23 protein-coding genes are annotated in these 23364 nt (G+C 73.0%); 8 read left to right on the top strand and 15 right to left on the bottom strand.

The window, feature by feature from the left end; translation table 11 throughout:
- Nucleotides 1–3251: 3251 nt before the first annotated feature.
- Nucleotides 3252–4301 carry a YncE family protein gene (locus Aut01nite_RS15230; RefSeq protein WP_052163377.1) on the top strand — a complete coding sequence of 350 codons (1050 nt, stop codon included), beginning with the start codon at nt 3252–3254 and terminating at the stop codon, nt 4299–4301.
- Nucleotides 4302–4337: 36 nt separating this feature from the next.
- Here Aut01nite_RS15230 and Aut01nite_RS15225 read toward each other — a convergent pair whose 3' ends face one another.
- Complete coding sequence (locus Aut01nite_RS15225) at nt 4338–4715, bottom strand: winged helix-turn-helix transcriptional regulator (protein WP_236642587.1); 378 nt, start codon at nt 4713–4715, stop codon at nt 4338–4340.
- A gap of 110 nt (nt 4716–4825) precedes the next feature.
- On the opposite strand from Aut01nite_RS15225, the gene Aut01nite_RS15220 reads away from it, so the two are divergent.
- Nucleotides 4826–5485, top strand: coding sequence for an NAD(P)-dependent oxidoreductase (locus Aut01nite_RS15220; RefSeq protein ID WP_043523520.1), 660 nt, complete (start codon nt 4826–4828; stop codon nt 5483–5485).
- Nucleotides 5486–5504: 19 nt separating this feature from the next.
- Here the strand turns inward: Aut01nite_RS15220 and Aut01nite_RS15215 are convergent, their stop codons facing one another.
- A complete protein-coding gene (locus Aut01nite_RS15215; protein ID WP_043523519.1) occupies nt 5505–6611 on the bottom strand; it encodes an FAD-dependent oxidoreductase in 1107 nt (368 codons plus the stop codon).
- Nucleotides 6612–6647: 36 nt separating this feature from the next.
- On the opposite strand from Aut01nite_RS15215, the gene Aut01nite_RS15210 reads away from it, so the two are divergent.
- On the top strand, nt 6648–7415 hold the full coding sequence (locus Aut01nite_RS15210) for an isocitrate lyase/PEP mutase family protein (protein WP_043523518.1): 768 nt from the start codon (nt 6648–6650) through the stop codon (nt 7413–7415).
- 77 nt (nt 7416–7492) lie between these two features.
- The gene (locus Aut01nite_RS15205; protein ID WP_236642586.1) at nt 7493–8800 is read left to right on the top strand and encodes a lysyl oxidase family protein; all 1308 of its coding nucleotides are present in this window, start codon (nt 7493–7495) and stop codon (nt 8798–8800) included.
- Here the strand turns inward: Aut01nite_RS15205 and menC are convergent.
- From menC to Aut01nite_RS15190, 3 genes are read right to left on the bottom strand one after another with little or no spacing between them, the layout of a single operon-like run.
- Nucleotides 8790–9896 carry an o-succinylbenzoate synthase gene (gene menC, locus Aut01nite_RS15200; protein WP_043523516.1) on the bottom strand — a complete coding sequence of 369 codons (1107 nt, stop codon included), beginning with the start codon at nt 9894–9896 and terminating at the stop codon, nt 8790–8792. The two genes, Aut01nite_RS15205 and menC, sit on opposite strands and share 11 nt — an antisense overlap.
- The gene (locus Aut01nite_RS15195; protein WP_043523515.1) at nt 9880–10527 is read right to left on the bottom strand and encodes a MurR/RpiR family transcriptional regulator; all 648 of its coding nucleotides are present in this window, start codon (nt 10525–10527) and stop codon (nt 9880–9882) included. Before Aut01nite_RS15195 ends, menC begins: the two co-directional genes overlap by 17 nt.
- Nucleotides 10524–11207 (bottom strand): GNAT family N-acetyltransferase, encoded by a 684-nt coding sequence (locus Aut01nite_RS15190; protein WP_043523514.1) that lies wholly within the window; start codon nt 11205–11207, stop codon nt 10524–10526. Before Aut01nite_RS15190 ends, Aut01nite_RS15195 begins: the two co-directional genes overlap by 4 nt.
- Before the next feature lie 95 nt (nt 11208–11302).
- On the opposite strand from Aut01nite_RS15190, the gene Aut01nite_RS15185 reads away from it, so the two are divergent.
- Nucleotides 11303–12415, top strand: coding sequence for a M20/M25/M40 family metallo-hydrolase (locus Aut01nite_RS15185; RefSeq protein WP_043523513.1), 1113 nt, complete (start codon nt 11303–11305; stop codon nt 12413–12415).
- Between the two features lie 22 nt (nt 12416–12437).
- Here the strand turns inward: Aut01nite_RS15185 and Aut01nite_RS15180 are convergent, their stop codons facing one another.
- Nucleotides 12438–12608, bottom strand: coding sequence for a hypothetical protein (locus Aut01nite_RS15180; protein ID WP_161790595.1), 171 nt, complete (start codon nt 12606–12608; stop codon nt 12438–12440).
- 84 nt (nt 12609–12692) lie between these two features.
- Here Aut01nite_RS15180 and Aut01nite_RS15175 point away from each other — a divergent pair, with 84 nt between their 5' ends.
- Nucleotides 12693–12977 carry a DUF3040 domain-containing protein gene (locus Aut01nite_RS15175; RefSeq protein WP_063958731.1) on the top strand — a complete coding sequence of 95 codons (285 nt, stop codon included), beginning with the start codon at nt 12693–12695 and terminating at the stop codon, nt 12975–12977.
- On the opposite strand, the gene Aut01nite_RS15170 is transcribed toward Aut01nite_RS15175, so the two are convergent.
- Genes Aut01nite_RS15170 through Aut01nite_RS15150 form a run of 5 tightly spaced genes read right to left on the bottom strand, consistent with a single transcriptional unit; the run spans nt 12974 to nt 17823 of the window.
- Complete coding sequence (locus Aut01nite_RS15170) at nt 12974–13543, bottom strand: hypothetical protein (protein ID WP_236642585.1); 570 nt, start codon at nt 13541–13543, stop codon at nt 12974–12976. The two genes, Aut01nite_RS15175 and Aut01nite_RS15170, sit on opposite strands and share 4 nt — an antisense overlap.
- 8 nt (nt 13544–13551) lie before the next feature.
- Nucleotides 13552–14739 (bottom strand): ABC transporter permease, encoded by a 1188-nt coding sequence (locus Aut01nite_RS15165; RefSeq protein WP_043523512.1) that lies wholly within the window; start codon nt 14737–14739, stop codon nt 13552–13554.
- Nucleotides 14736–15470: an ABC transporter ATP-binding protein gene (locus Aut01nite_RS15160; protein WP_043523511.1), complete on the bottom strand. Its 735-nt coding sequence runs from the start codon at nt 15468–15470 to the stop codon at nt 14736–14738. Before Aut01nite_RS15160 ends, Aut01nite_RS15165 begins: the two co-directional genes overlap by 4 nt.
- A 2-nt stretch (nt 15471–15472) precedes the next feature.
- Nucleotides 15473–16600: an efflux RND transporter periplasmic adaptor subunit gene (locus Aut01nite_RS15155; RefSeq protein ID WP_043523510.1), complete on the bottom strand. Its 1128-nt coding sequence runs from the start codon at nt 16598–16600 to the stop codon at nt 15473–15475.
- A 56-nt stretch (nt 16601–16656) separates the two neighbouring features.
- Entirely contained in the window at nt 16657–17823 is a 1167-nt protein-coding gene (locus tag Aut01nite_RS15150) for an efflux RND transporter periplasmic adaptor subunit (RefSeq protein ID WP_052163374.1), read from the bottom strand.
- 96 nt (nt 17824–17919) lie between these two features.
- Between Aut01nite_RS15150 and Aut01nite_RS15145 the strand changes: the two genes are divergently transcribed.
- Nucleotides 17920–18087, top strand: coding sequence for a sigma factor-like helix-turn-helix DNA-binding protein (locus Aut01nite_RS15145; RefSeq protein ID WP_236642584.1), 168 nt, complete (start codon nt 17920–17922; stop codon nt 18085–18087).
- Here Aut01nite_RS15145 and Aut01nite_RS15140 read toward each other — a convergent pair.
- Entirely contained in the window at nt 18049–18489 is a 441-nt protein-coding gene (locus tag Aut01nite_RS15140; protein ID WP_083998600.1) for a response regulator transcription factor, read from the bottom strand. The genes Aut01nite_RS15145 and Aut01nite_RS15140 overlap by 39 nt on opposite strands.
- 35 nt (nt 18490–18524) lie before the next feature.
- Here Aut01nite_RS15140 and Aut01nite_RS15135 point away from each other — a divergent pair, with 35 nt between their 5' ends.
- Complete coding sequence (locus Aut01nite_RS15135) at nt 18525–20630, top strand: histidine kinase dimerization/phospho-acceptor domain-containing protein (RefSeq protein ID WP_236642583.1); 2106 nt, start codon at nt 18525–18527, stop codon at nt 20628–20630.
- On the opposite strand, the gene Aut01nite_RS15130 is transcribed toward Aut01nite_RS15135, so the two are convergent.
- From Aut01nite_RS15130 to Aut01nite_RS15120, 3 genes are read right to left on the bottom strand one after another with little or no spacing between them, the layout of a single operon-like run.
- Nucleotides 20614–21210, bottom strand: a complete 597-nt coding sequence (locus tag Aut01nite_RS15130) for a LutC/YkgG family protein (RefSeq protein ID WP_043523508.1) — start codon at nt 21208–21210, stop codon at nt 20614–20616. The genes Aut01nite_RS15135 and Aut01nite_RS15130 overlap by 17 nt on opposite strands.
- Entirely contained in the window at nt 21197–22633 is a 1437-nt protein-coding gene (locus Aut01nite_RS15125) for a LutB/LldF family L-lactate oxidation iron-sulfur protein (protein ID WP_043523507.1), read from the bottom strand. The genes Aut01nite_RS15130 and Aut01nite_RS15125 overlap by 14 nt, the downstream gene beginning before the upstream one ends.
- The gene (locus Aut01nite_RS15120) at nt 22630–23364 is read right to left on the bottom strand and encodes a (Fe-S)-binding protein (protein WP_043523506.1); all 735 of its coding nucleotides are present in this window, start codon (nt 23362–23364) and stop codon (nt 22630–22632) included. Before Aut01nite_RS15120 ends, Aut01nite_RS15125 begins: the two co-directional genes overlap by 4 nt.

Here is a 23364-nt window from a genome sequence, read left to right as displayed (position 1 = left end):
CGTCCGCGCCTCCAGCAGCCATCGACGGGTCGCAACGCGATCCGGCGCGCTCGGATTCACCGGCGGGCATCGCTGCCACGCGCACTGGCGACACCCCGACCACGGACGTCCTCTCCCGCGCCGGTCAGGAACCGGAGACGGAGGACAGCGCCGATTCGCGAGTCACGGCTGCAGAGCACGACACCGATGGGCGGATCACCGCCGCTGACCGCGACGCCGGGGATACGTCGGCCGCAGACGGCGGCGTCGACACCGGCATCGCGTCGCCCACGGGCGCGGCCACTCCCGAGACGCCGACTACCACTACTGGTGCGATTAGTGGCCGAATCGGTGGCGATGCGATCACCGCTGATACGGACGCGCGCGCAGGTCGAACGGAAGGGTCCAGCGCGGGAGGTTATGTCGGTTCCTGGGCCGGAGGCTGGGGATCCCGGCAGCCCCGCACCGGAATGACCGCTGGCACAGCATCCGAGCAGACCGGCGGCACAACGTCCGAGCAGGCCAGAGGCGGAGAATCTGAGCAGGTCAGTGCCGCTGGAGCTGAGCAGGCCAGCGGCGCAGCATCCGAGCAGGTCAGTGCCACAGCATCCGAGCACGCCAGTAGCACGACGTCGGAACAGGCCGGTGGCGCTGGAACTGAGCAGAGCGCCGGGTTGGTGCCCGGCGATGTTCGCCCGGACAGGGCCGTCGCCGGCGGCGAGGCCACTCAGGTCGGTGCCACACCGACCGGATCCTCCGACGACACACCGACGGCAACCGCGGACCGAGCCGCCCCTGCAGAGGGGCCGCCGTCGGGTGCCGAGGAATCGGCAGACGCCCCGAACAGCGGAGATTCCCCACCTGACGGCGAGAGGGAAGCCCGGCCGGACAGCGAGGTCGGAGCGACTCGGCAAGGCACGTCCGGCAGCGACGACTCTCAGCGCCGCGAAACGGAGCACGACGAGAGGGTGAACGGCCGGGCAGCCGGTGAAGGTTCCCGGTCCGCGACGGGGCCGGCTGAGGCAGCAGAGCCGGAACAGGCCAGCCGGGAGTCGTGGATCGAGGACGAGGCTGGAGAGGGGACGTCCCCCGGAGAACGGCCTGCGGAGACGACGGGATCCCGGTCCGGGACTTCGGCCGGCAACGGATTGTCGATTCCCTCACCGCGGCAGCCCGCTGACGAATGGGTGGGCCTCACGCCGCGGGAGGAGGAGGCGGTATCCGGTCATCGCGGCCGGTTCGCCGAGGCCGGCACCGCTGTGGTGACCGGAGCCGTGACGGCGGCCGGCGCGGGTGCGAACGCCGTAGCCGGTGGTGACCCGACGGCGCCATCGGGAACGAATACAGAAGCCGCGCCCATCCCGAACACCGGCAGCCACGTCGGACAGGGAACGGGTTTCGGCTCCCACCCCGGCTTCCCGGTGGCCGGAAGCACCGGCACCGGCACCGGCACCGGCACCGGCACCGAGCAGGGTCCTGGAACCACCGGCGGCAGAAACAGGGGGGCCGGCAGCGATCCCGAATCTGGCGGATACATCCGGTCGAGTGCTTCCGGGCCTGGCGGAGACGCCGGTTCCAGCCCTGTTGGACGCGGCGGAGAGGCTGGCTCCCATCACACTGGAGATGCCGGCTCCCACCCCGCTGGACGTGGTGCGGACACCGGCTCCAGCGGCGGAGGGGACACCGGAGGTTCCCGAGTTGGAAGGTCTGGTGGGGAGACGCGATCCGGCGAGGGAGCGGGGTCGGGCGGATGGGGCTCGGGACGGCCGGAGTCGCGCCGGAGTGGGCCGTGGGCGCATTCCCCGGCAGCCTCGGGCGCGGCGGGATCCTGGCCCAATGATCAAGACCCGGCTCCGACGTCGGGGGCGCCACGTTCTGGTGCGGCGCCCGAGCAGAGTGGGCCTGTCCATGGTGTTCCGTGGCCGCGAACGCCGGAACAGGACTGGACGCCCCGGACCGGCCGACCGGGTTCCCCCGGTCAGGAGGCCGGGTGGCCGCAACAAGGTTCGCCCGCACCGGGCACCCACCCGACCGCCGACCGGCCCGACAACCCGCAGCAGGGCGGACAGCCCGGCGAGCAGCACGGCGGGCAGCCCCATACGCGGCACGGCGCGCAGCCCCACCAGCAGCACGGCGCGCAGCTCGGTCAGCAGCACGGCGGGCAAGGAACCGGCGAGCAGGGACCGGCAGGAGCACGGCAGGGGTCACCGGCCGCCTGGCCTAGTTCCCCGGCGGCAGCCTGGCCGGCATCGGATCCCTGGGCCCAAAGCCGAACCGGAGCGGACGAGCGGACCGGCCCCCGCCCTGGCGGACCCGGCGGCCCACGTCCGGCGAGCGGTCCACCCGCGGGTGGACCGGCCGCAAGCCAGGGCCCGGCAGGCGGGTCACCCTCAGCCGCGTGGCCAGGCAGTGGCCAGGCCGCGGACGTATGGCCGGGCACTGGGCAGACGGAAAGCCTTCCACCGGTCAGCGGGCAGCCCGCAGCCCCATGGCCGGGCAGCGATCAGCACGGCGGGCAACCGGCCGCAGCATGGCCGCACAGCGGCCACCCGCAAAGCACTCCACCCGCCAGCGGACAACCCGCAGCCCCATGGCCGGGCAGTGGCCAGACCGAGCACCTCCCGCCCGTCAGCGGACAACCCGCCGACCCGTGGCCGGGCAGCGGACAGACCGAGAACCTCCCGCCGGTCAGCGGACAACCTGCCGGTCCGTGGCCGGGCAGTGGGCAGGCTGAGAGCGCGTGGCCGGTCAGTGGGCGGCCGGGCGACGGGCAGGGCCGGGCCGGGTTCTACTCACCGGACATGCCGGGATATGTCGCGGGGGCGGCGGCCGGTGGTCTCGCGGGTGGCGGCTACCCGGGTGGGCCGGGCGACACGACGTATCCGGCGGGTCCGGCTGGGACGGGTTACCCGTCGGCCGCGGATCAGACCGGGTACCACGCGGGGCCGGGCCAGACCGGTTACCTGACGGCACCGGGCCATGGCGGTCACCACCCCGGGCCAGGCCAGGATGGTTATCGGGGCGGAGCGGGGCAGGGTGGATATCCGGCGGACGGATATCCACCGGGAAACGGCGGGACCGGATATCCGCCGGGAAACGGCGGGGCGGGATACCCACCGGGAGACAGTGGGGCGGGGTGGCAGCCGAGGACGGGCGGATTCCCGTACGACCGAGGGTCTGAGGATGGGGGGAAAGCGAGACGTCGCCGCCTGGCGCTGGTCAGCGGGGTTCTGGTTGCGCTGGTTCTGCTGGGTGGCGGGGCGTACGCCGGGGTGCGGTACGCCTTGGCCGGTGACGAGCCGGAGGCCGCCCCGACGCAGCCCGCGGCGACGCAGCCGGCGCCCGGGCAGACCGGTGGGCCGGCGCCGAGCGGGCCGGCGACCGAACCGGCCGGGACCGCGGAGCCGCCGCCGGCGAGTCTGGCGACGCCGGTGGTGGTGGGGCGGATCGGGCTCGGGCAGGAGCCGGAGGGTGTGGCGGTCGCGCCGGACAACAAGACGATCTACGTGGCGGATCAGAGTTCCAAGGACGTGCATGTCGTCGATGTGGCGAGCAAGCAGGTTCAGGTGGTGAAGGTGCCGAACACGCCGCGGTTCCTGGCGTTGTCGGCGGACGGCGGCCGGTTGTACGTGTCGCTGTTCGAGTCCGATTTCACCGGGAACGGGATGGCGGTGATCGACACGGCGAACCGGACGTTGCTGAAGACGATCCGGACGGGGCCGCGGCCGTTCGAGCCGACGGTGGCGCCGGACGGGAAGGTGTGGCTGCCGATCCACAACGGGGCGCGGGTGGAGATCTACGACGACAAGTCGCTGACCGAGGCGGGGCGGATCTCGGTGCCGCCGAATCCGCACTGGATCGCGTTCACCCCGGACGGGCGGACCGCTTTCACCGCGAATCACGAGTCGAGCCAGATCTCGGTGGTGAACGTGGCGGACCGGCTGGTGCTGAAGAACTTCAGGGTGGGCAAGTCGCCGCATGCGCTGGCGGTGACGCCGGACGGCGAGAAGCTGGCGGTGACGAATTACGACCTGGACACGGTGGAGATCTATGACACCGGCGACCAGCGGCTGATCCACAAGGTGAATGTGGGCCGGGAGCCGCAGGCCGTGACGATCTCGTCGGACGGCAGGCACGCGTACGTGGTGAACGAGGGTTCCGACAACCTGTCGGTGATCGATCTGAACACCGGCAAGGTGGTGTCGACGGTCGCGGTCGGGGACAGCCCGCGGGTGAACGCGATCTCCCCGGACGGGCTGCGGCTGTATGTGACGGACGGACGGGGGAAGACGGTCACCGTTCTGCGGACCACGGAGAAGTGAGGGATTCCTGGGCGGCCTGGAGGACTTCCCGCACGTCTACCTCTGCCGGTCCGCCGCCGGCCGCGCCGCTGAGCGGGCCTCGATCAGCTCGGGCAGGTGTTCGCGGCACCAGTCGCGGGCGGCGTCGATCAGGGTGAGCAGGCTGCGGCCGAGCGGGGTCAGCGCGTACTCGACGTGGGGCGGGTTGGCGGGGAACTCGGTGCGGGTCACCATGCCGTCGCGCTCCATCGCCCGCAGCGTCTCGGTGAGCACTTTGCGGGTGATGGAGCGCAGCGGGACGAGCAGCTCGCTGAACCGGCGTGGGCCGTGCTCCAGGCACAGCACGATCATCGACGTCCACTTGTCGCCGACCTGGAACGGCACCTGCCGGGCCGGGCATTGGGGAGCGAACATGTCCGGTTCGAGGGCGGTCACGAGGCCCAGGTTAGCGCCGGCGCCGGTGGGCCGCAGACCCGGCCGGATCCGCACCTATATGCGCCGGTATCGTTGCGGTAACCGGACCCCTGTCGATTAACGTCCGCGCCATGACCAGCATCGTCATCTTCGGAGCGGGCGGCCGGGCCGGCCGCGCAGTGACCGCCGAGGCCCAGCGCCGCGGCGTCTCGGTGACCGGCGTCGTCCGCGATCCCGCCAAGCACCACGACCTGACCGCCGACCGGACGGTTCGCGGCGACCTCCTGGACGCCGGGGCGATCCCGGATCTCGTCGCGGGACACGACGCCGTGATCAATGCGGTGTCGCCGGCCTCCGGCCCGGAGTCCTTGGCGGAGCTCGGCGCTCTCGACGAGAAGTATTACGTGCTGGCGGCCGACGCGCTGCTGCACGGACTGGAGTCGGTGGGCGTACCCCGGCTGATCGTGATCGGTCTTTTCGCGAATCTCACCGACGCAAGCGGGAACCTGCTGCTGGACGATCCGGCCCAGCTGCCGCAGCAGTTCCGGCATTTCGCCGTGGCGCACACGGCCGGCCTGGACCGGCTGCGCTCGGTGACCACCGACGTGGACTGGCTGGTGCTGACGCCGCCCGCCCAGCTGGACGCGACGGCGCCGCGGACCGGCCGCTACCGGACCGGCGGCGACGTCGTAGCGGGCAGCACCCTGTCCTACGCCGACCTGGCCGTGGCGGTGGTGGACGAGATCGAGAGCCCGCGTCACCACCGCACCCGGGTCTCGATCTTCGACTGAGAAAGCAGAGACTGAGCGATCAGAAACGGCCCAGCGAGAAGCGCGGTTCGGGTGCCGCGTCACCGAGGGCCAGCGCGGCGGTCATCTCGCCGATGATCGCCGCGAACTTGGCGCCGTGGCCGGAGCACGGGGAGGCGAGGACGACCGGGCCGACCCGGTCCAGGACGAAGTCCTCGTCGGGGGTGCTGGTGTAGAGGCAGCTCGCCGCGGCGACCGGTTCCGGTTCCAGGCCGGGCAGGAAGTCGCGGACGTACCGGACGATCAGGTCGCGGGAGGCCGGGTCGATCCGGCGGTCGCGGGTGGTGGCCGTGGTCGGGACGCCGCCGTCGTGCTGGGCCACCTTGTACGCGGGCCGCGCCCCGCCGTCCGACCCGGACGGCAGCGCGTACACCTGCACCTCGCCCATGTGGATCGAGGTGGGCCAGGCGGTGGACGGGTCCCGGAACGGGAAGTGGAAGACCTGCTGCTGGGTGACGGTCAGCGGTGGCAGCGGCGCCGGCACGACCGCGCCGAGTTCGGGCAGCCACGGGCCGGCGGCCACCACCACGGTGTCCGCGGCGACGGCCGGGCCGTCGCCGGTGCGGACCAGCGCTCCGGACGGGACCGGGGTGATCGCGGTGACCCGGGTGTTCTCCAGGACTGTCGTGCCGAGCCCGGCGGCGCGGCGGGCGAAGGCGTGGACGGCGGCGTCGGCGTTCAGGTAGCCGGACTCGGGGTGGTACAGGACCGGGCCGGCGAACCGCATGCCCGGCCAGCGTTCGGCCGCCTCCCCGGCGGTGAGCAGGGAACACGCCAGGCCCTCGGCGGTGAACCTCTCCGCCAGGCCGGCCGGGTCGCGGGTGGCGCCGTGGTCCACGGCGCCGGTCCACCGGACGAGCGGAACGCCGGTGTCCTCGGAGGCCCGGGCCCAGGCTTCGTTCGCTTGCCCGGTGAGCCGCAGATAGAACGGGTCGGGGTAGGCGCGCCGCACGATCCGGGACGAGCCGTGCGAACTGCCGTTGGCGTGCCCGATCGTGTACGCCTCGAGGAGCGCGACGGAGATTCCGCGGCGGGCCAGGGCCCACGCGGTGGCCGTACCCGTCAATCCTGCCCCGACGACCGCCACCGCGACTCGAAGATCACCCACATGTCCATTCTTCCCCAGCGTGAAAGGCTGGCCGCCATGAGTCAGCGATTTCACGACCTGCACGCGGCCGGCACGTTCGTCATCCCCAACGCCTGGGACGCCGGCTCGGCCCGTCTGCTGGAGACGGCCGGTTTCCCGGCGGTCGCCACCACCTCGTCCGGGCTCGCCGCCGCCCTGGGCAAACTGGATCAACAGGTGACGCGGGACGAGCTGGTCACGCAGGTGGCGGCGATGGCGAGAGCGATCACCGTGCCGCTCAGCGTGGATTCGGAGCGGTTGTTCGACGACCCGGCCGAGACGGTGGAGCTGCTCGCGGAGGCGGGCGCGGCGGGCGTGTCCATCGAGGACTACGACCCGGCGACCGGCAGTGTCGAGCCGCTCGCCGCGGCGGTCGAGCGGGTGGGTGTGGCGGCCGAGGCGGCGCGGCGGCACGGGCTGGTGCTGACCGCGCGGGCCGAGGGCCTGCTGTACGGGCAGGGCGACCGGGACGACGTGATCACCCGGCTGGTGGCGTACCGGGACGCGGGCGCCGGCGTGCTCTTCGCCCCCGGTCTCCAGGACGACATCGCGGGGTTCGTCACGGCGGTGCGGGCGCCGGTCAACGTGTTGCTGCTGCCGGGGGTGCCGAGTGTGCCGGAGCTGGCGCGGGCCGGGGTCCGGCGGGTGTCGGTGGGTGGCTCGCTGGCCTGGGCGGCGTACGGGGCGCTGCGCGACGCCGCGCGGGAGCTGCTGGACACCGGCACCGCCGGTTACCGCGCGCGGGGCCTGACCCCGGCCGAGGTGACGGCGGCCTTCGGGGGCTGATCCCCGGTTCGTGCCAACCCCCTCGGCCCTCCCAGGCGGTTCACAGCTTTCCGGTTGGGATGGCCGGTATGGCCAGGATGGGGACGGGTGCACGGGCCGCGGCGGTGATGCTCGTCATCGCCGGTATCGGGGTGGGCGCGGCCGACACGGCGGCGCCCCCACCGCCTCTGGCGCTGGTGGCGGCCGGGACGACGGTGACCGCGGAACGCCACTCCGGCGGTGTGGTCCGCTTCGACCTGGGTCTGCGTGTCGTCGCGGGCCGGGAGCCGTTCGAGGTGCGGGCCCGGCGCGCCGGTTACGACAAGCCGGTCCTCGCCTACCGGATCGTCGACGTGGACGGCGAGAGGACCCGCGTGCAGCTGCCCGCCGGCATGGTCACCGGTCTGCGTGGCCTGGACGGCTTCACCACGATCACCTTCACCGACGGCTCCGGGCGGATCGTGGCGCAATACCGGACGGTGTTCTGCGGCAACGCGGAGGTGTCGGCGCCGAGCCGGCGGGACGCGGCGGCGGCCAACCCGTACCCGATCCGCTGCGGTGGGGAGAACCCGTTCGCCCTCGGCGCGGTCTGGGGGGTGCCGGCCGGCTGGAGCGCCGCCGTCCCGGACCAGCCGGGATCCGCGCTGAAGCTGGCGGCCGGGCGGTACACGGCCACGGCCACCCTGGCGCCGAGATATCGGAAGGCGTTCGGGATCCCGGAGCGGAACGCCACCGCGACGGTCGCCGTGACCGTGGTCGACGCCGCTCCCCCGGCGCCGGTGACCCGGCCCGCGCCGGCCGCTCCCCCGGCGCCGTCGGCCCGCCCGCCGGTCCTCGACAGCACCCCGAAGGACGGCCCGCGACCGGATCTGCGCTCGCTGCCGGCCTGGCATGTCTCCGCGTCGCGCAAGGACGGCCGGTGGCTCTTGAGCTTCCGCGCGACGATCTGGAACGCGGGCACGTCCCCGCTGGTGATGGACGGGCCCTACCAGCTGCTCTTCGACTCCCGGGGCCGGCCGTTCGGGTCCCGTCCGGCCGGTGACGCCACCGGCCTCGCGGGGCACGCTCTGCTCGATGCCGAACGGAACGTCGTCGCACGCGGCCGCGCGGAGGCGTTCTGCCTGGCCGGCACGGACGCCGTCGACTACACGATCCCGGGCGCGCGGTGGCGCCCGGAGAGCACGTGCACGGTCCTGGACATCGGCAACGGCGCCACCACCACCCGGACGTTCGACATCACGGACCTGCCGAACGGCATCTACCACCTCGAGGTCACCGCCGACCCGGACGGGCGTCTCGCCGAGCTGTGCGCCACCGACAACACCGCACTTCGGAGGATCATTCTCGGGGGTACGCCCACCGCACGCACCGTGGAGGCCGCGGCGGTCCACGGCATCACAGGGTGAAACGGTCCCCGGTCCGCTCGTCGAGGAAACCGGCGTCCGCCTCCCGGCCCAGGCCCGGCACGGTGGGGACCTCGACGAAGCCGCCGGTGCAGACGATCGGCTCGGTGGTGACGTCGCGCGCGTAGTACTTGTCGGATCCGGACACGTCGGACGGCAGGGTGAAGCCGGGCAGGGAGCTGAGGGCCACGTTGGCGGCCCGGCCGATGCCGAACTCGTGCATGCCGCCGCACCAGACGGGGACACCCTCCGCCCGGGCGAGATCGTGGGCACGGACCGCCTGGGTCAGCCCGCCCATGCGGGAGACCTTGATGTTGAGGATCCGCCCGGCCTTCAGCTGCACCGCGGTGATCAGGTCGTCCACCTCCTCCACCGACTCGTCGAGGCAGAGGGGTGTGGCCAGTCTCGTCTGGAGCGCCGCGTGGGCGACCAGGGCGCGGGGCGCGTAGGGCTGCTCGATCATCATCAGGCCGAGGCCGTCGAGCCGCCGGAAGACGGCCGTCTCGTTCACCGGATAGGCCCCGTTGGCGTCGACGTGCAACGGCGTCTCCGGGAAGGCCGCCCGGACCGCTCGCACCGGCTCGACATCCCATCCCGGGGCGATCTTCAGCTTGACCCGCCGGTAACCCTCGGCGACCCGCAGCCCCACCTGGCCGAGCAGGTCGTCGATGGTGGGCTCGATGCCCAGCGACACCCCGGCTTCGACCTTCGCCCGCTGTCCACCGAGGGCTTGCGCCAGGGGCACACCCGCGACGGCCGACCACAGCGACCACGCCGCCATGTCGAACCCGGCCCGCGCGAACTGGTTCCCGCGCACCGTCGCCAGCGCCGCCGCCAGCTCCGACGGATGCTCCCAGGCGGTCTTGCGCACGATCGGGGCGAGGAACGACCGGGCCACCGCCCAGCAGCTGTCCACCGTCTCGGCCGCGTAGAACGGCCCGGACGGTGAGGCGATCTCGCCCCAGCCGACGGTCCCGTCCGCGCCGGTCAGCGTGACCAGGATGTGCTCCAGTTCGCGTTTGGCGTGCGAGCTGGTCCGGAACTGGCGGACGAGCGGCAGCCGCACCCGGCGCAGCTCGATCCTACTGATCTCGATCATCGGTCTCCGCGTATATCCGCAGCTCGGACGCGAGGGCGTCACGGTCGCGCAGACGCCGGCCGGCGCCCTTCGAGCTGGCGATGGTCAGGGTGGCGAGCAGGTGCAGGGCGAGCACGACCGAGGTGGGCGAGTTCGCGTACGAGGCGCTGTCCGCACCGATCACGATGCTGGTCGTGGCCAGGTGCGACAGGGGGGTGTCGTCGGCGTCGGTGATCAGCACCAGGTCGCCGCCGCGCCGGGCGTAGGCGCCGGCGACCTCGACGGTCTCCCGGCGGTAGCGGGACATCGACACGGCCACCATCAGGTCGCCCTGACGGATGTCGCTGAGCACGTCCAGGGCCCGCAGCGAGCCGTCACCGATCAGCTGCACCCCGGACAGGCCGGCGCTCAGGTCGGTGGCCAGCATCGACGCGTAGGCGAGCGATTTGCCGTACCCCAGCAGGTGACGCCGGCGAGCCGAGACGATCAGGGCGGCGGCACGCTCGATCGCGTCCTGTTCGGCGGCCCAGGCGAGGGCCTTCTCGAACTCGGTGCGCTGCTGCTCCAGGACCCGCTGCTTGAGAACCTGGGCGGAGCGGCGCTGCACGTTGCGGTCGAACCGCTCGGACGGGGTGGATCGGTGGGTCGTCACGCTTCATTCTCGATCGTGTCGTCGTTCTCGAACGTGTAGACCACCCGGTCTGCGCCGTCCGCGGCACGGGTGACGCCGGTCAGCCGGGCGCCGGCGGCGAACCGCTCGGCCAGCCGGGCCCGCAGGACCGCGCGGTCGGACCGCGACGGCGCGGCGAGCCGGTCCGTCGCGGGGGCTGCCACGCCGGGCGCCGGGGTGCCGTGCTTGCGGGCGTGCCACAGATCCCAGCTGACCAGGACCCGGTCGGTGTCGTCGCCGTAGTAGTCGGGCAGGAACCTGATCCCGGCCGCGCCGAGGACGGCGAAGTTGAAATGGGCGTTGCGGAGCGCGTACGGATCGAAGGTCCACCGCATGGTCCGCGCCCCCGTCGCCCGGGCGACCTCCGCCTGCGCCTGCTTCAGCAGCCGCCCCACGCCGCACCCCTGCGCCTCGGGGGCGACCACCGCCGCCTGCGAGTAGTGGTAGAGCTCACCGCCGTCCACGCCGGTGAACCCGTAGCAGAAGCCGACCACCCGGCCGGCCGGGTCGAACGCGCCGATCACCGAGCCGGAGTTCTCCCGGAGCGCGGCGAGCAGGCGGGGGCTCACCCCGTATTCCGGCTGGGTGTAGCCGAAGACCGACCGATAGAGCGCCGCCGCCGCGAGCAGATCCGCCGGGCGCACGAGTTCGCGGACTTCCATGGCGCCCCCCTGGCAAGGATACGAAACGTATAACCGTCATCCTGGCAACATCATCGCTCGTTGACAACGCCGAGATGGCAACTTAGCGTTCGCATATGTCGTCAGCCGCGTTCGAGGCGCTGCACCGGTACACGATGCTCGAGTCACCCACCGGGGATCGGAAGGCCCTCGCCGCCCTGGCCGAGGTCCTCGAGGCCGACGCCGGCCGCGCCGGTCTCCGCACCGCCCGCGAGACGCACCCGACGGGCGACCACCTGATCTGGACGCTGCCCGCCCGCGGTGTCCCGGGCCCGCCGATCCTGCTGCTCAGCCACTACGACACGGTGTGGCCGGCCGGCACGCTCGCCGGGATGCCGTGGTCGGTCGACGGTGACGTGATCCGCGGCCCCGGCGTCTACGACACCAAGGCCGGGATCGCCGCCCTGCTCACGGCGGTCTCCTCGCTCACCGACGGCCCGGGGCCGGTTCCCCCACATCCCGAGGTACGGGTGATCGTCGTCGCCGACGAGGAGATCGGCTCCCCCACCGCCGGTGACCTGGTGCGCTCGGAGGCCGCCCGCTCCCGTGCCGTGCTCGGCCTGGAACCACCGCACCCCGGCGGCGACCTGAAGACCGGCCGCCGGGGCAGCACCCGCGCCCGCGTCGAGGTGACCGGCGTGGAGGCGCACGCCGCCCTCGACCCGGACGCCGGCGCCAGCGCCATCGACGAACTGGTCGACCAGTTGATCCGGATCCGGTCGCTCGTCGCGTCCCGCCCGGTCCTGCTGAACACCGGCACCATCGCCGGGGGTGGCCGCACCAACGTGGTCGCCGGCCAGGCCTACGCCGAGCTGGGCCTGCGCTTCACCGACCCGGACGACGAGGACGCCGTCCTCACCGCGCTGCACGACCTGCGCCCGGGCCACCCGAAAGCCACGGTGTCCACCCGGCTGCTCTCCCACCGGCCCACCTGGCGCCCGTCCCCCGCGGGCACGGCCCTGCTGGAACAGATCCGCTCGATCGCCACGTCGATCGGCCAGACCGTCGACGGCCGTCCCGCCGACGGCGCCGCCGACACCAACACGACCGGCTCCCTCGGCCATCCCACCGTCGACGGGCTGGCCCCGCCCGGCGGCGGCGCGCACGCCCGTACCGAATGGGTCTCCGCTTCCGGCCTCGCCTCGCGCACCGCCCTCCTCACCGCTCTCCTGACCGGCCTGACCGGCTGACCCACCGCCGGCCCCGCCGGGGTCACGGCTCCCGGGTGGGTTCCGTCCAGCCGGATTGCAGGTCGGCGTCGGGTGGAACGAGTTCGCGGTCGGCCTCGGCCCGCGGACGGGACGCGGGATGGCGCGGCATCCGTGCCGGGCTCACCGTTCCGGGCTGTTCCCGCGTCTCCTGTTCGTGCTGCTCTTTCGCCATGACAGCCGGGTTCCCCGGAACAGGTGGTTTAGGCCTGCCGGATCCCGGGTAGCACTGAGCGCTCACCTCGCGAGGAGGGCATCGATGTTGAGCGATGACGACCGGCGGGTGCTCGCCGATCTGGAGAGCCGCGTCCACCTCAGCGATCCGGAGTTCGCGGCGCGGATGGCCGACCGTTGCGGGCCGGCCCGCTTCCCCGCCCTCGCGGTGCTCTGCGCCGCCCTGTTCATCCTGGTCCCCCCGGTGATGCTGCTGTTCAGCTGGGCGGGGCTGATCGTCGTGCTGGATCTGTTCCTGGTCGCCGTCGCGGTGGTGCTGATCCGCCGCCACCGGCACCCGAGCCGCCGCACGCCACACTCCGGAAGCTAGCCCGCGGTGACCGCGGTGGCGGAGATGATGCCCTCGGAGTCGGGGACGCCCTGGACGGTGACGGCCAGGCCGGAGGTGAGACTGGCCAGGCTGGCGGTCTGGCTGACCTTCACCGCCGTCCTGTCGCTGGTCCGGACGGTGACCGTCTCGCCGCTCGCGGTCTGCACGTAGAGGGTGGTGCCGTCGACGAGCTTCACCGTGCCGGTGGTGCCCTGACCGGCGGTCCCGGCGTCACCGGGAGCCACGGACGCGCCACCCCGGCCACCGCCGCCGAACCCGCCGGCCATGCCGCTGGTCCCGGACGATGCCGGGACGCCCCACCGTTCGTGCGCCTGCACCCCGCCGAGGAAGCCGCCGACCAGCAGGACCACGCCGAGCAGCCCGATGGTGGTCCGGTTCCACCAGCGGCGCGGGCCGGCCGCGGCGAGCGCCTGGTTCAGATCGGAGGGCGCCTCGGCCCGGGGGATGACCTCGGTGTCGCGGTTACCGGGCGCCTGGTCGTGGGACGGGTCGTGCGCCTGGTCGGGGGACGTCTCGGTGTGCGGAGCCTGGTTCCTGGGAGACAAGGTGGTCCTCACTCGTAGCGGAGGGCGTCGATCGGGCGGAGGCGGGCGGCACGGGCGGCGGGCAGGCCACCGAAGAACAGGCCGATCAGCACGGACACGCCCAGGGCGAGCGCGATGGAACTGGGCACGATCACCGGCTGCACCCCGACGATCGGGAAACGGCTGCCGAGTACGGCGGCCGCGACGCCCAGACCTCCACCGATGACACTGAGCAGGGTCGCCTCGACGAGGAACTGGGTGAGGATCACCCGCCGGGGCGCGCCGAGGGCCTTGCGGATGCCGATCTCGCGGGTCCGTTCGGTGACCGTCACCAGCATGATGTTGGTGATGCCGATGCCGCCGACCAGCAGGCTGATCGCGGCGACCGCACCGAGCAGCGTGGTGAACGTGCCGGCGGTCTCGGTCTGGGTCGCCAGCAGCTGGGAGGCGTTCTGGATGCGGTACGCGGCGGCGCCGTCGCTGCCCGCCGGGATCTTCCGGTTCAGGATGGCGCCGATCTCGGACTGGACCAGATCGACCTGGGACGAGTCGTCGGCCTCGACCAGGATCGAGGTCAGCGGGCCGTACCCGGCGAGGACCTGCCGGACCGCGCTGATCGGCGCGACGGCGATGTCGTCGACGTCCTGGAAGCCCGCGGAGCTCTTCTCCTCGAGGACCCCGGTGACGGTGAACAGCGCGCCGCCGGCGGTGACCTGGCGGCCGACCGGGTCGACACCGGAGAACAGCTCCTCGGCGACGGTCTGCCCGATCACCACGACCCGGCGGGCCTGGGCCTCGTCGTCGTCGGTGAAGATCGCGCCGGTCTCCACCGGGAAGTTCGACGCGGTGAACCAGGACGGCGTGGTGCCGACGAACGAGCTGATCCGGTGCTCGGCGCCCTCGTGGGTGAGGGTGGCCGAGGCGCTGACCACGGGCGTGACGGAGCGGACGCCGGGGGCGAGCACCGGGTCGTCGAGGGCGTCGGCGACCTTCATGGTGAGGCCGCCGGCGGCGCGGCCGGTGCTCAGCACGGTCAGGGTGTTGGTGCCGAGCGCCTCGATCCGGGTGGCGATCGCCTGGGCCGACCCGTTGCCGACGGCGACGAGGAGGATGACGGCGGCGACGCCGATCAGGATGCCGAGCATGGTGAGGACGGACCGGAGTTTGTTGGCGCCGACCCCGCGCAGGGCGAATCGTACGATCTCAGGGAAGTTCATGATTTCTCGCCTGCCGCATGCAGCGCCAGAGCGTGCCGGCCGGTCGGCTCCTGGCGCGTGTCGCTGGTGAGCCGGCCGTCGAAGAGCCTGATCAGCCGGTCCGCACGGGCTCCCACCTCGTCCTCGTGCGTGATGATCACGATGGTGCGGCCGGCCGCGTTGAGATCGTCGAACACGGCGAGCACCTCCTCGGTGGCGTGACTGTCCAGGTTGCCGGTGGGCTCGTCGGCCAGCAGCAGGGCCGGCTCGGTGACCAGCGCGCGGGCCACCGCGACCCGCTGCTGCTGGCCCCCGGAGAGCTGATGGGGCTCATGGTCGGCCCGGTCGGCGAGACCCACGAGATCCAGGGAGAACATGGCGCGGCGGTGGCGTTCGGCGGCCTTCATCCCGGAGTACGCCAGCGGCAGCTCAACGTTCGCCACGGCGCTGGTCCGCGGGATCAGGTTGAACGCCTGGAAGACGAACCCGATCAGCCGGTTCCGGGCCAGGGCCAGCTGCTCGTCGCTGAGCCGGCTGACCTCCACGCCGTCCAGCAGGTAGGCCCCGCTGGTCGGCACGTCCAGGCAGCCGAGGATGTTCATCAGCGTCGACTTGCCGGAACCGGACGGGCCCATCACGGCCACGTACTCGCCCCTGTCGACCCGCAGGCTCACGCCGTCGAGAGCGCGTACCTCGGTGTCGCTCTCGCCGTACACCTTGGTGATCTCCCGGACGTCCAGGACCGGATGCATGATCAGCGCCCGCCCGTTCCGCCGCCCGGCGGCGCCCCGCCGCCGGTGAACCCGGTGCCGCCCATCCGCATGGTGCCGCCGGTGGCGCCGGTCGTGGTCGTGGAGGTGGTGGGCAGCACGAGCCGTTCGCCGACGGCCAGGCCCGAGGTGATCTGGGTGGCGTCGTCGCCTTCCAGGCCGACCTTCACCTGGCGGACCTCCTGCCGGCCGGTGCCGTCCACGACGGTGACGGTGCGCCGGTTGCCGGCCGCGCTGACGGCCGCCGAGTTGACCATGACGGCCTTCTCGACGCTGCCGGTGACGACCGAGACGGTGACGGTCTGGCCCGGCTTGGCGCCGTCCGGCGGGTTCGGCAGGCTGACCGTCACGCCGTAGGTGACCACGCCGTCCTCGCTGGTGGCGGTCGGGTCGACGGCCACCACCTCGCCCGTCGTCTCGGCGCCCCGCAGCGCGTTCCAGACGATCGTCGCGCTCTGGCCCGCCTTGAGCTCGGTCGCGTCCGCCTCGGAGAACGCGGCCGTGATCTGGAGCTTCTTCAGATCCGCGATGTCGACGAACCCGCCGGCGCCACCGGTGTCACCGGCGGAGCCGCTGGTGGACGATCCGCCGAGGGTGCCGTTGACCGCGGTGACCGTGCCGCCCATCGGGGCGGTCAGGCGGGTCCCGGCGACGGCGGCCTCCGCCTCGTCCACGGCCAGCTCGGCCTGGGTGATCGCGTTGGCCGCGTTGTCGGTGTCCGTACCGGCGGCGGTGGCCCGGTCCCGGGCGTCCTCGGCGGCCTCCAGGTTCGCCCGGGCCAGGGCCAGGTCGCGCTGGGCGTCGGTGGGGTCGACCTGGGCGAGCAGGGCGCCGGATCGGACCTCCTGCCCGACCTTCACCTTGATCTGGGTCACCGTGCCGGCGGTGGCGAACGTGGCGGTGGCGGTCGACGCGCTGGCCACGGCGCCGGCGGCGGACAGCGTACGGATCACGTCGCCCTCGGTGGCGGTGACGGTGCGGATCCCCGACGCGCTCGCCTGGGTGGTCTGCGAGGTGTCCCGCAGCAGGGTCCATCCCCAGAACCCGGCGCCGACGATCAGCAGGGCCAGCAGGGCGTTGACCGCCGTGCTGGGACGACGAAGCGCTTTCACACCGTCATCATGCCTTCCGGGCGGTTCGTCCCGCCCGCAATCGGAACATCTGCCGATCACCAGGAACGTACGACCTGATCGCCCTCGGACAGTCCGTCGGTTATCTCGGTGTACAGGTCCCCGCGGAGCCCGACCGCCACGGTGCGCTGAATCCGCTCGTTTCCGCTGCGAACCAGGACGGTGCCTGATCCGCCGGAGACGTCGTGTACCGCCGTCGACGGGATCCGGACCACGTCGGCGACCTCGCCGGTGCGTACCTTGACCTGCGCGCTCTGTCCGACGAGCAGATCGGCTGGGGAGTCCGCGAAGGCGACCACCACGCCGTAGCGGACCAGGGTGCCGTCCGAGGTGCCGGCCGGGTCGACCTGCGCCACCTCGCCGGTCAGGATGTCGTCGGAGCGGGCCAGGGTGATCTCGGCGCGCTGGCCGACGGTGAGCGCGCCCGCGTCCGCCTCCGGGAAGTCCGCCCGGACCTGCATGGTGTAGGTGTCGGCCAGGCTGATGAAGGTGGCCCCGCTCGGCACCTGGTCGCCGACGCTGCCGGCGACGGCGACGACGGTCCCGGCGATCGGGGCGGTGATGGTCGCACCGTCCAGGGCCTTCCGCGCCACCTCGACGGCGCGGGTCGCCTGGTGGACCTGCTGCTCGGCGGTGAGCACCGGGTCGCTGCCGGTGTCCGGGTGACCGCGGGTGGGGCAGGCGGCGGCCGCCGCGGCCTGCTCGCCGCCGAGCGCCTCGCCGCCGCCGAGGGCCTCTCCCCCGGCGAGTAGCTGTGGGCCCCGGGTCGCGGTCACGGCGCAGGCGGTGGCGACGGCCGTGGCCTCGGCGACGACGGCCGTCGCGTCGTCGAGCCGCCGGCGGGCCTCGGCGAGCTTGGCCTCGGCGTCGCTGACGTCGTCGGCCGCGTCCGCGTCGTCGATTCGGGCCAGGGTCTGCCCCTTGGTGACCTTGTTGCCGGCCCGGACCGTCACCGACTCGACCGTGCCGCTCACCGCGAAGGCGAGGCTGCGGGTGGTCGCGGGTTCGACGGTGCCGGTGGTGGCCACGTCGACGGTGACCGCGCCCCGGTCGGCCGCGGCCACCACCAGGGCGGCCGGCCGGGACTTCTCGTCCTGGTCGAGCGCTAGGATCACGCCTCCGGCCACGGCGCCCAGCACGACGATCGTGGCGCCGATCCACCGGATGCGCCGTTTACCTGCAGTTTGCCCCATTCCGCTGCTCACGATCGTAGATTGTCACGGTTTGCGCTGGCGGATTCGCCGGATTCCGGATTCCGCGTGACCGATCCGATGGTCCGGCGGTCATGCAGAGACCCGGCGGTGAGCCTGTGGCGCCGGGACCGGGCGGAACGCGACGGCGACCCTGGCCACAGCGTGGAGACGGTCGCCGAGATCCTCGGCGTCTCCACCTCGGTGGTGAAGATGCGCAGCATGCGGGCGCTGGCACGGTTACGGGAGCTGCTGGGCGCCGACGGCGCCCGGCATTGAGACCGGCACTGAGACCGGCGCCTCGCCGATCGCGGTCAGGTCCTGGACACGGCTCAGCAGGTCCTGGGCGGCGAACGGTTTCGGCAGGTAGTCGTCGGCGCCGACGTCGAACGCCGCCGCCGCGTCCAGCCAGGATCCGCGGGCGGTGAGCAGCAGGACCGGCACGCCCGCGGTGGCCGGGTCGGCACGCAGGGCGCCGCAGACGGCTGCCGCGTCCAGGTCGTGCCCGGCCGGGTCGAGGGAGGCCGACAGCACGACGCAGTCCGGCGGTCGGGCGGCGGCGGCCCGCAGCGCGGCTTGCCCGGTGTTGCGGGACGTGACGTCGAAACCGGCCGGCTTGAGCACCGTCTCGACGATGCGCAGCAGGGTCGGATCATCGTCGACCGCTAGTACCGAAGCCACCCCGACCTCCTTGATCAATCCATACAGTAATGGGCGTGCCGCGACTCGGTGACCGGATCTGGACCGTGGGGGGCCTGCTCAGGGCGGGCGTGGCCGGCGCGCTGGTGGCCGTCGCCACGGTCGGGGCGATCGCTCACGTGCGCAACCACGAGACCCTGGCCCGGCAGGCGACGCTGCGCGAGTCGGCTGTGACGCTGTCCCGGATCGGCGAGGTGCAGGCGGTCCTCGGGACGGAACCGGTCGATGCCGGCACGCTTCGGCACAAGACCGCCGAGGCCGCGCGGCTGACCGGATCGGATCCGGTGCACCGGGACTACCTGGACCGGCTCGACCCGTCCGCCGGGGTCACCGAACTGCGGGCCGCGGCCGAGGGGATGCGGCGGCACGAGGAGACCGTGCTGGACCGGCGGCTCGGCGAGGCGGGCGCCACCGCCCGGACCAGCCGGTGGCTGATCGTCTGGGTGTCCGTGGTGGCGCTGCTGCTGATGCTGGCCGGCGGCCGACTGCTGGAACGCCGTTTCAGCGCGGCGTCCCGCGAGATCTCGGCCGCCGTCCGGCGGGTCCGGCGCGGCGATTGGACCACCCCCGCGGCGGTACGCTCCCCGCGCGAACTCGCCGACGTCGCCACCGTGCTGAACGAGTCGATGGCCACCACCGCCACCGCCCGGAACAACGCGGACGCCGCCACCGCCGCCGGGGCGGCCTTCCTGGGAGCGATGAGCCAGGAGATCCGCACCCCGATGACCGCCGTCACCGGCATGACGGCATTGCTGCGGGACACCCCGCTCGACGACCGGCAGCGTGAGCTGACCGAGACCGTGCACGCGAGCGGCACCGCGCTGCTCGCCGCCGTCGACGACCTGCTCGACCTGGCCCGGATCGAGGCGGGTGGCCTGACCCTGGACCGGCGGCCGTTCTCGCTGCGCGGCTGCATGCGCCGGGCGATGGACCCGGTCGCGGCCGCCGCCGAGACGAAGGGCCTGCACCTGTCCGGGCACCTGGCGTCCGGCTGCCCGGAGCGGATCCGCGGCGACGAGAAACGGGTCCGCCGGATCCTGTCGGCGATCCTGCGGCAGGCGGTGGCGCACACCGACCACGGCGCGGTCACGGTCAGCGCGTCGGCCCGGCCCCGCGACGACGGCCTGGAGGTGCGGTTCTCGGTCCGGGACACCGGCCTGGGCGTGCCCGTCGACCGGCCCGGTGATCCGGGGATGCTGCTGTGCCGGCGGCTGGCCGGGTCGATGGGTGGCGCCGTGACCGCGGAGAGCCGGCCCGGTCACGGCACCACGGTCACCGTCACGCTGCGGGCCGAGGAGGCCGCCCAGCCGGGACGCCTGCAACGCCGGGTGGACGGCCGCAAGCAGGCGCTGCTGGTCCTGGTGGCCGAGGACGATCCGGTGGATCAGCGGCTGACCCGGCGCATGCTGGAGCGGCGCGGCCACCGGGTGCTGACCGTCGCCGACGGGGAGGCGGCGGTCGAGGCGGCGCTGCGGGACCGCTACGACCTGCTGCTGATGGGTTCCGGCCTGCTCGTGCTGGACGGCCCCACCGCGGTCCGGCTGATCCGGGCCGACCCGCCGTCGCACGGCGCGCCGCGGATCATCGCGGTCTGCTCGGACGCCGACGAGCTGGAGGACTTCGCCCGCGCCGGAGTGGACGGGGTGCTGGCCCGGCCGGTCGACGCGGACGACCTGGACGTGGTGCTGGCGACCGCCGCCGCGTACGCCGACGTCCGCCTGGCCGGTCTCGGCCCGCTGCCGGGCCCGGACGACAGCGAGCCGGCCACCATCCGGGCCTGCGTCGACGTGATCGCCGGCCCGGACGCCGAACCCGCCGAACGGCGGCGGCTGGCCCACATCCTGCACAATTACGCCGACCGGCTGCCCGGCCTGCTGGACCGCATGGACGAGGCCGCCGCCACCGGTGACACCCGCAACCTGGCCCGTCTCGCGCACGCCCTGAAAGCGTCGTCGGCCACCTTGGGAGCGAACCAGTTCGCCGCCCTCTGCGCCGACCTGGAGGACCGCGCCCAGCACCATCCGGAGGACTCCCCGGAGGTGCTGCGCGACCTGCACGACCGCGCCGGCGAGGTGAGCGGCACGATGGAGGCCCTGTCCCGCCAGCTCAGTCGGTCAGGATGAGAACGTGCAGGTGGCGGGGGCCGTGGACGCCCTCGACCCGGTTCAGTTCGATGTCGCTGGTGGCGGAGGGGCCGCTGATCCAGGTCAGCGGGCGGCATGGGTCGAGACGGGCGATCGCGTCCGGCACCGAGGCGACGACCTGGGCCGGGCGCAGCACGCAGACGTGCACGTCGGGGAGCAGGGTGATGACGCGCCGGCCCTGGTCGGGCGACGCGTCCAGGACGATGGTGCCGGTCTCGGCGACGGCGACGGCCGCGGCGGTGAGGACGGCGCCGGCCTCGGCGATGCGGTCCGCTGTCAGGTGGTCGTCGGCGTAGGCGCCCGCCGGGCGCCATTCCTCGGGCAGACCGGGGGGTACGAGGACCGCACCGTCCCCGGCCAGCCGTGCCGCCGTCGCCGCCACCTCGGCCGACGGCACCCGGTAGACCTCGGCCTTGTAGTCGACGAGGCGGTCGATCAGCACGTCCAGGTCGGCCCGGTTCGTGCCGGCGGGCCGGTAGTCGCGCGGCGCCACGGGAACCACCGGGGCGTCGCGCAGCGCGGCCCGTACCCGGCCGAGGATCAGGTCACGGCTGCTCACGCTGGGCCCACCAATCGCGGAAGGTCTGTTTCGGGAACTCGGGCAGGTCCCGGCCGGCGGTCCAGCCGGACAGCGGCGGGGGCAGGCCACGTCCGCGGCGCCCGAGGATCCGGGCCAGTTTGGCGGCGCGCTGCGCGGACGCGTACAGCTTCGGGCGGTCCATGGTGTACGCGGCGGCGGCCATCGCCGCTCTCTCGGCCCGCCCGTGCGGCACCTTGTTGCGCAGGTGCACCAGCATCGACGGGATGTCGATCTTCACCGGGCAGGCGTCGAAGCAGGCGCCGCAGAGTGACGACGCGTACGGCAGGGAGGCGTTGTCGGCGACCCCGGTGAGCTGCGGCGACAGGACCGCGCCGATCGGCCCGGGATAGACCGAGCCGTACGAGTGCCCACCGGTCCGCTCGTACACCGGGCACACGTTGAGGCACGCCGAGCAGCGGATGCAGTGCAGCGCCGACCGCCCGGCCGGATCGGACAGGACCGCGCTGCGGCCGTTGTCGAGCAGCACCAGATGGAAGTTCTGCGGCCCGTCGCCGGGGGTGACCCCGGTCCACATGGTGGTGTACGGGTTCATCCGCTCCCCGGTGGACGCCCGCGGCAGCAGTTGCAGGAACACCTCCAGGTCCTGCCAGGTCGGCAGCACCTTCTCGATGCCCATCACGGTGATCAGGGTGTCCGGCAGGGTGAGGCACATCCGCCCGTTGCCCTCGGACTCGACGACGCCGAGCGTCCCGGTGTCGGCGATGGCGAAGTTGGCGCCGCTGACCGCGACCTTCGTCGACAGGAACGTCTCCCGCAGGTACCGGCGGGCGGCGGCGGCCAGCACCGGCGGATCGTCGGTCAGCGCCGGGTCCACGCCCGGCATCGCCCTGAGGAAGATCTCCCGGATCTCGGACCGGTTCCGGTGGATGGCCGGGACCAGGATGTGGCTGGGTTTGTCGTCGCCCAACTGCACGATCAGTTCGGCCAGGTCGGTCTCGACCGGGGTGATCCCGGCGGCTTCCAGGGCCTCGTTGAGCCCGATCTCCTGGGTCGCCATCGACTTGACCTTGATGACCCGGTCCGAGCCGGTCCGCCGCACCAGATCGGTGACGATGGCGTTGGCCTCGTTGGCGTCGGCCGCCCAGTGCACCACGCCGCCCGCCTCGGCGACCCGCGTCTCGAGCTGTTCCAGCAGCTCGGGCAGCCGGGCCATGGCGTCCGCCTTGATCGCCGAGCCGGCGTCACGCAGTTCCTGCCAGTCGGGCAGTTCGGCGATCACCCGGCCCGACTTGCCGCGGATCGTGGTCGTCGCGTGCCGGAGGTTCCGCCGGAGTTGCGCGTTTCCCAGTGCCTCCCGGGCAGCGTCCGGGAACGACTGGTCGCCGCGCAGATGACCGACACCGCGCGGGGCGGTGACCGGCATGCCGAGGAAGGTGCTCATGAGTACTCCGTCGAGGCCAGGATCTCGGCGAGGTGCACGGTGCGGACGCCGGCCCGCAGCCGGGACAGCCCGCCGCCGATGTGCATCAGGCACGAGGTGTCGCCGGCGGTGCACACGTCGGCGCCGGTGGAGACGATGCTGGTCATCTTGTCGGCGAGCATCGCCGTGGACGTCTCGGCGTTCTTGATGGCGAACGTGCCACCGAACCCGCAGCACTGCTCGGCGGCCGGCAACTCGACCAGGTCGATGCCGCGGACCTGCCGCAGCAGCCGCAGCGGTTTGTCACCGACCCGCGTCATCCGCAAGGAGTGACAGGTCGGATGGTAGGTGACCCGGTGCGGATAGTAGGCCCCCACATCCTCCACCTGGAGAACGTCGATGAGCAGCTCGGACAGCTCGTAGGTGCGCGCGGCCACCGACTCGCTGCGCGCCGCCGGCCCCGGCTCGCCGTGGGCCGAGGCGACCATGGCGTGCTGATGCCGGATCGACCCGGCGCACGAGCCGCTCGGCACCACGATCACGTCGTACGGATCGAAGGTCTTCGCGTACCGCTTGATCAGCGGTAACGCCTCCTTCTGGTAACCGGTGTTGATGTGCATCTGCCCGCAGCAGGTCTGCTGAGGCGGGAACACCACCTCGTGGCCGAGCCGCTCCAGCAGCCGCACCGTGGCCTTGGCCGCCTCCGGGAAGAGGGTGTCGGCCAGGCAGGTGGCGAAGAACGCGATCCGCAC

Origin of the sequence: Actinoplanes utahensis, assembly GCF_016862455.1 — a bacterium.
Classification (GTDB): domain Bacteria; phylum Actinomycetota; class Actinomycetes; order Mycobacteriales; family Micromonosporaceae; genus Actinoplanes; species Actinoplanes utahensis.
This window is presented reverse-complemented; position numbering and strand designations above follow the sequence as displayed.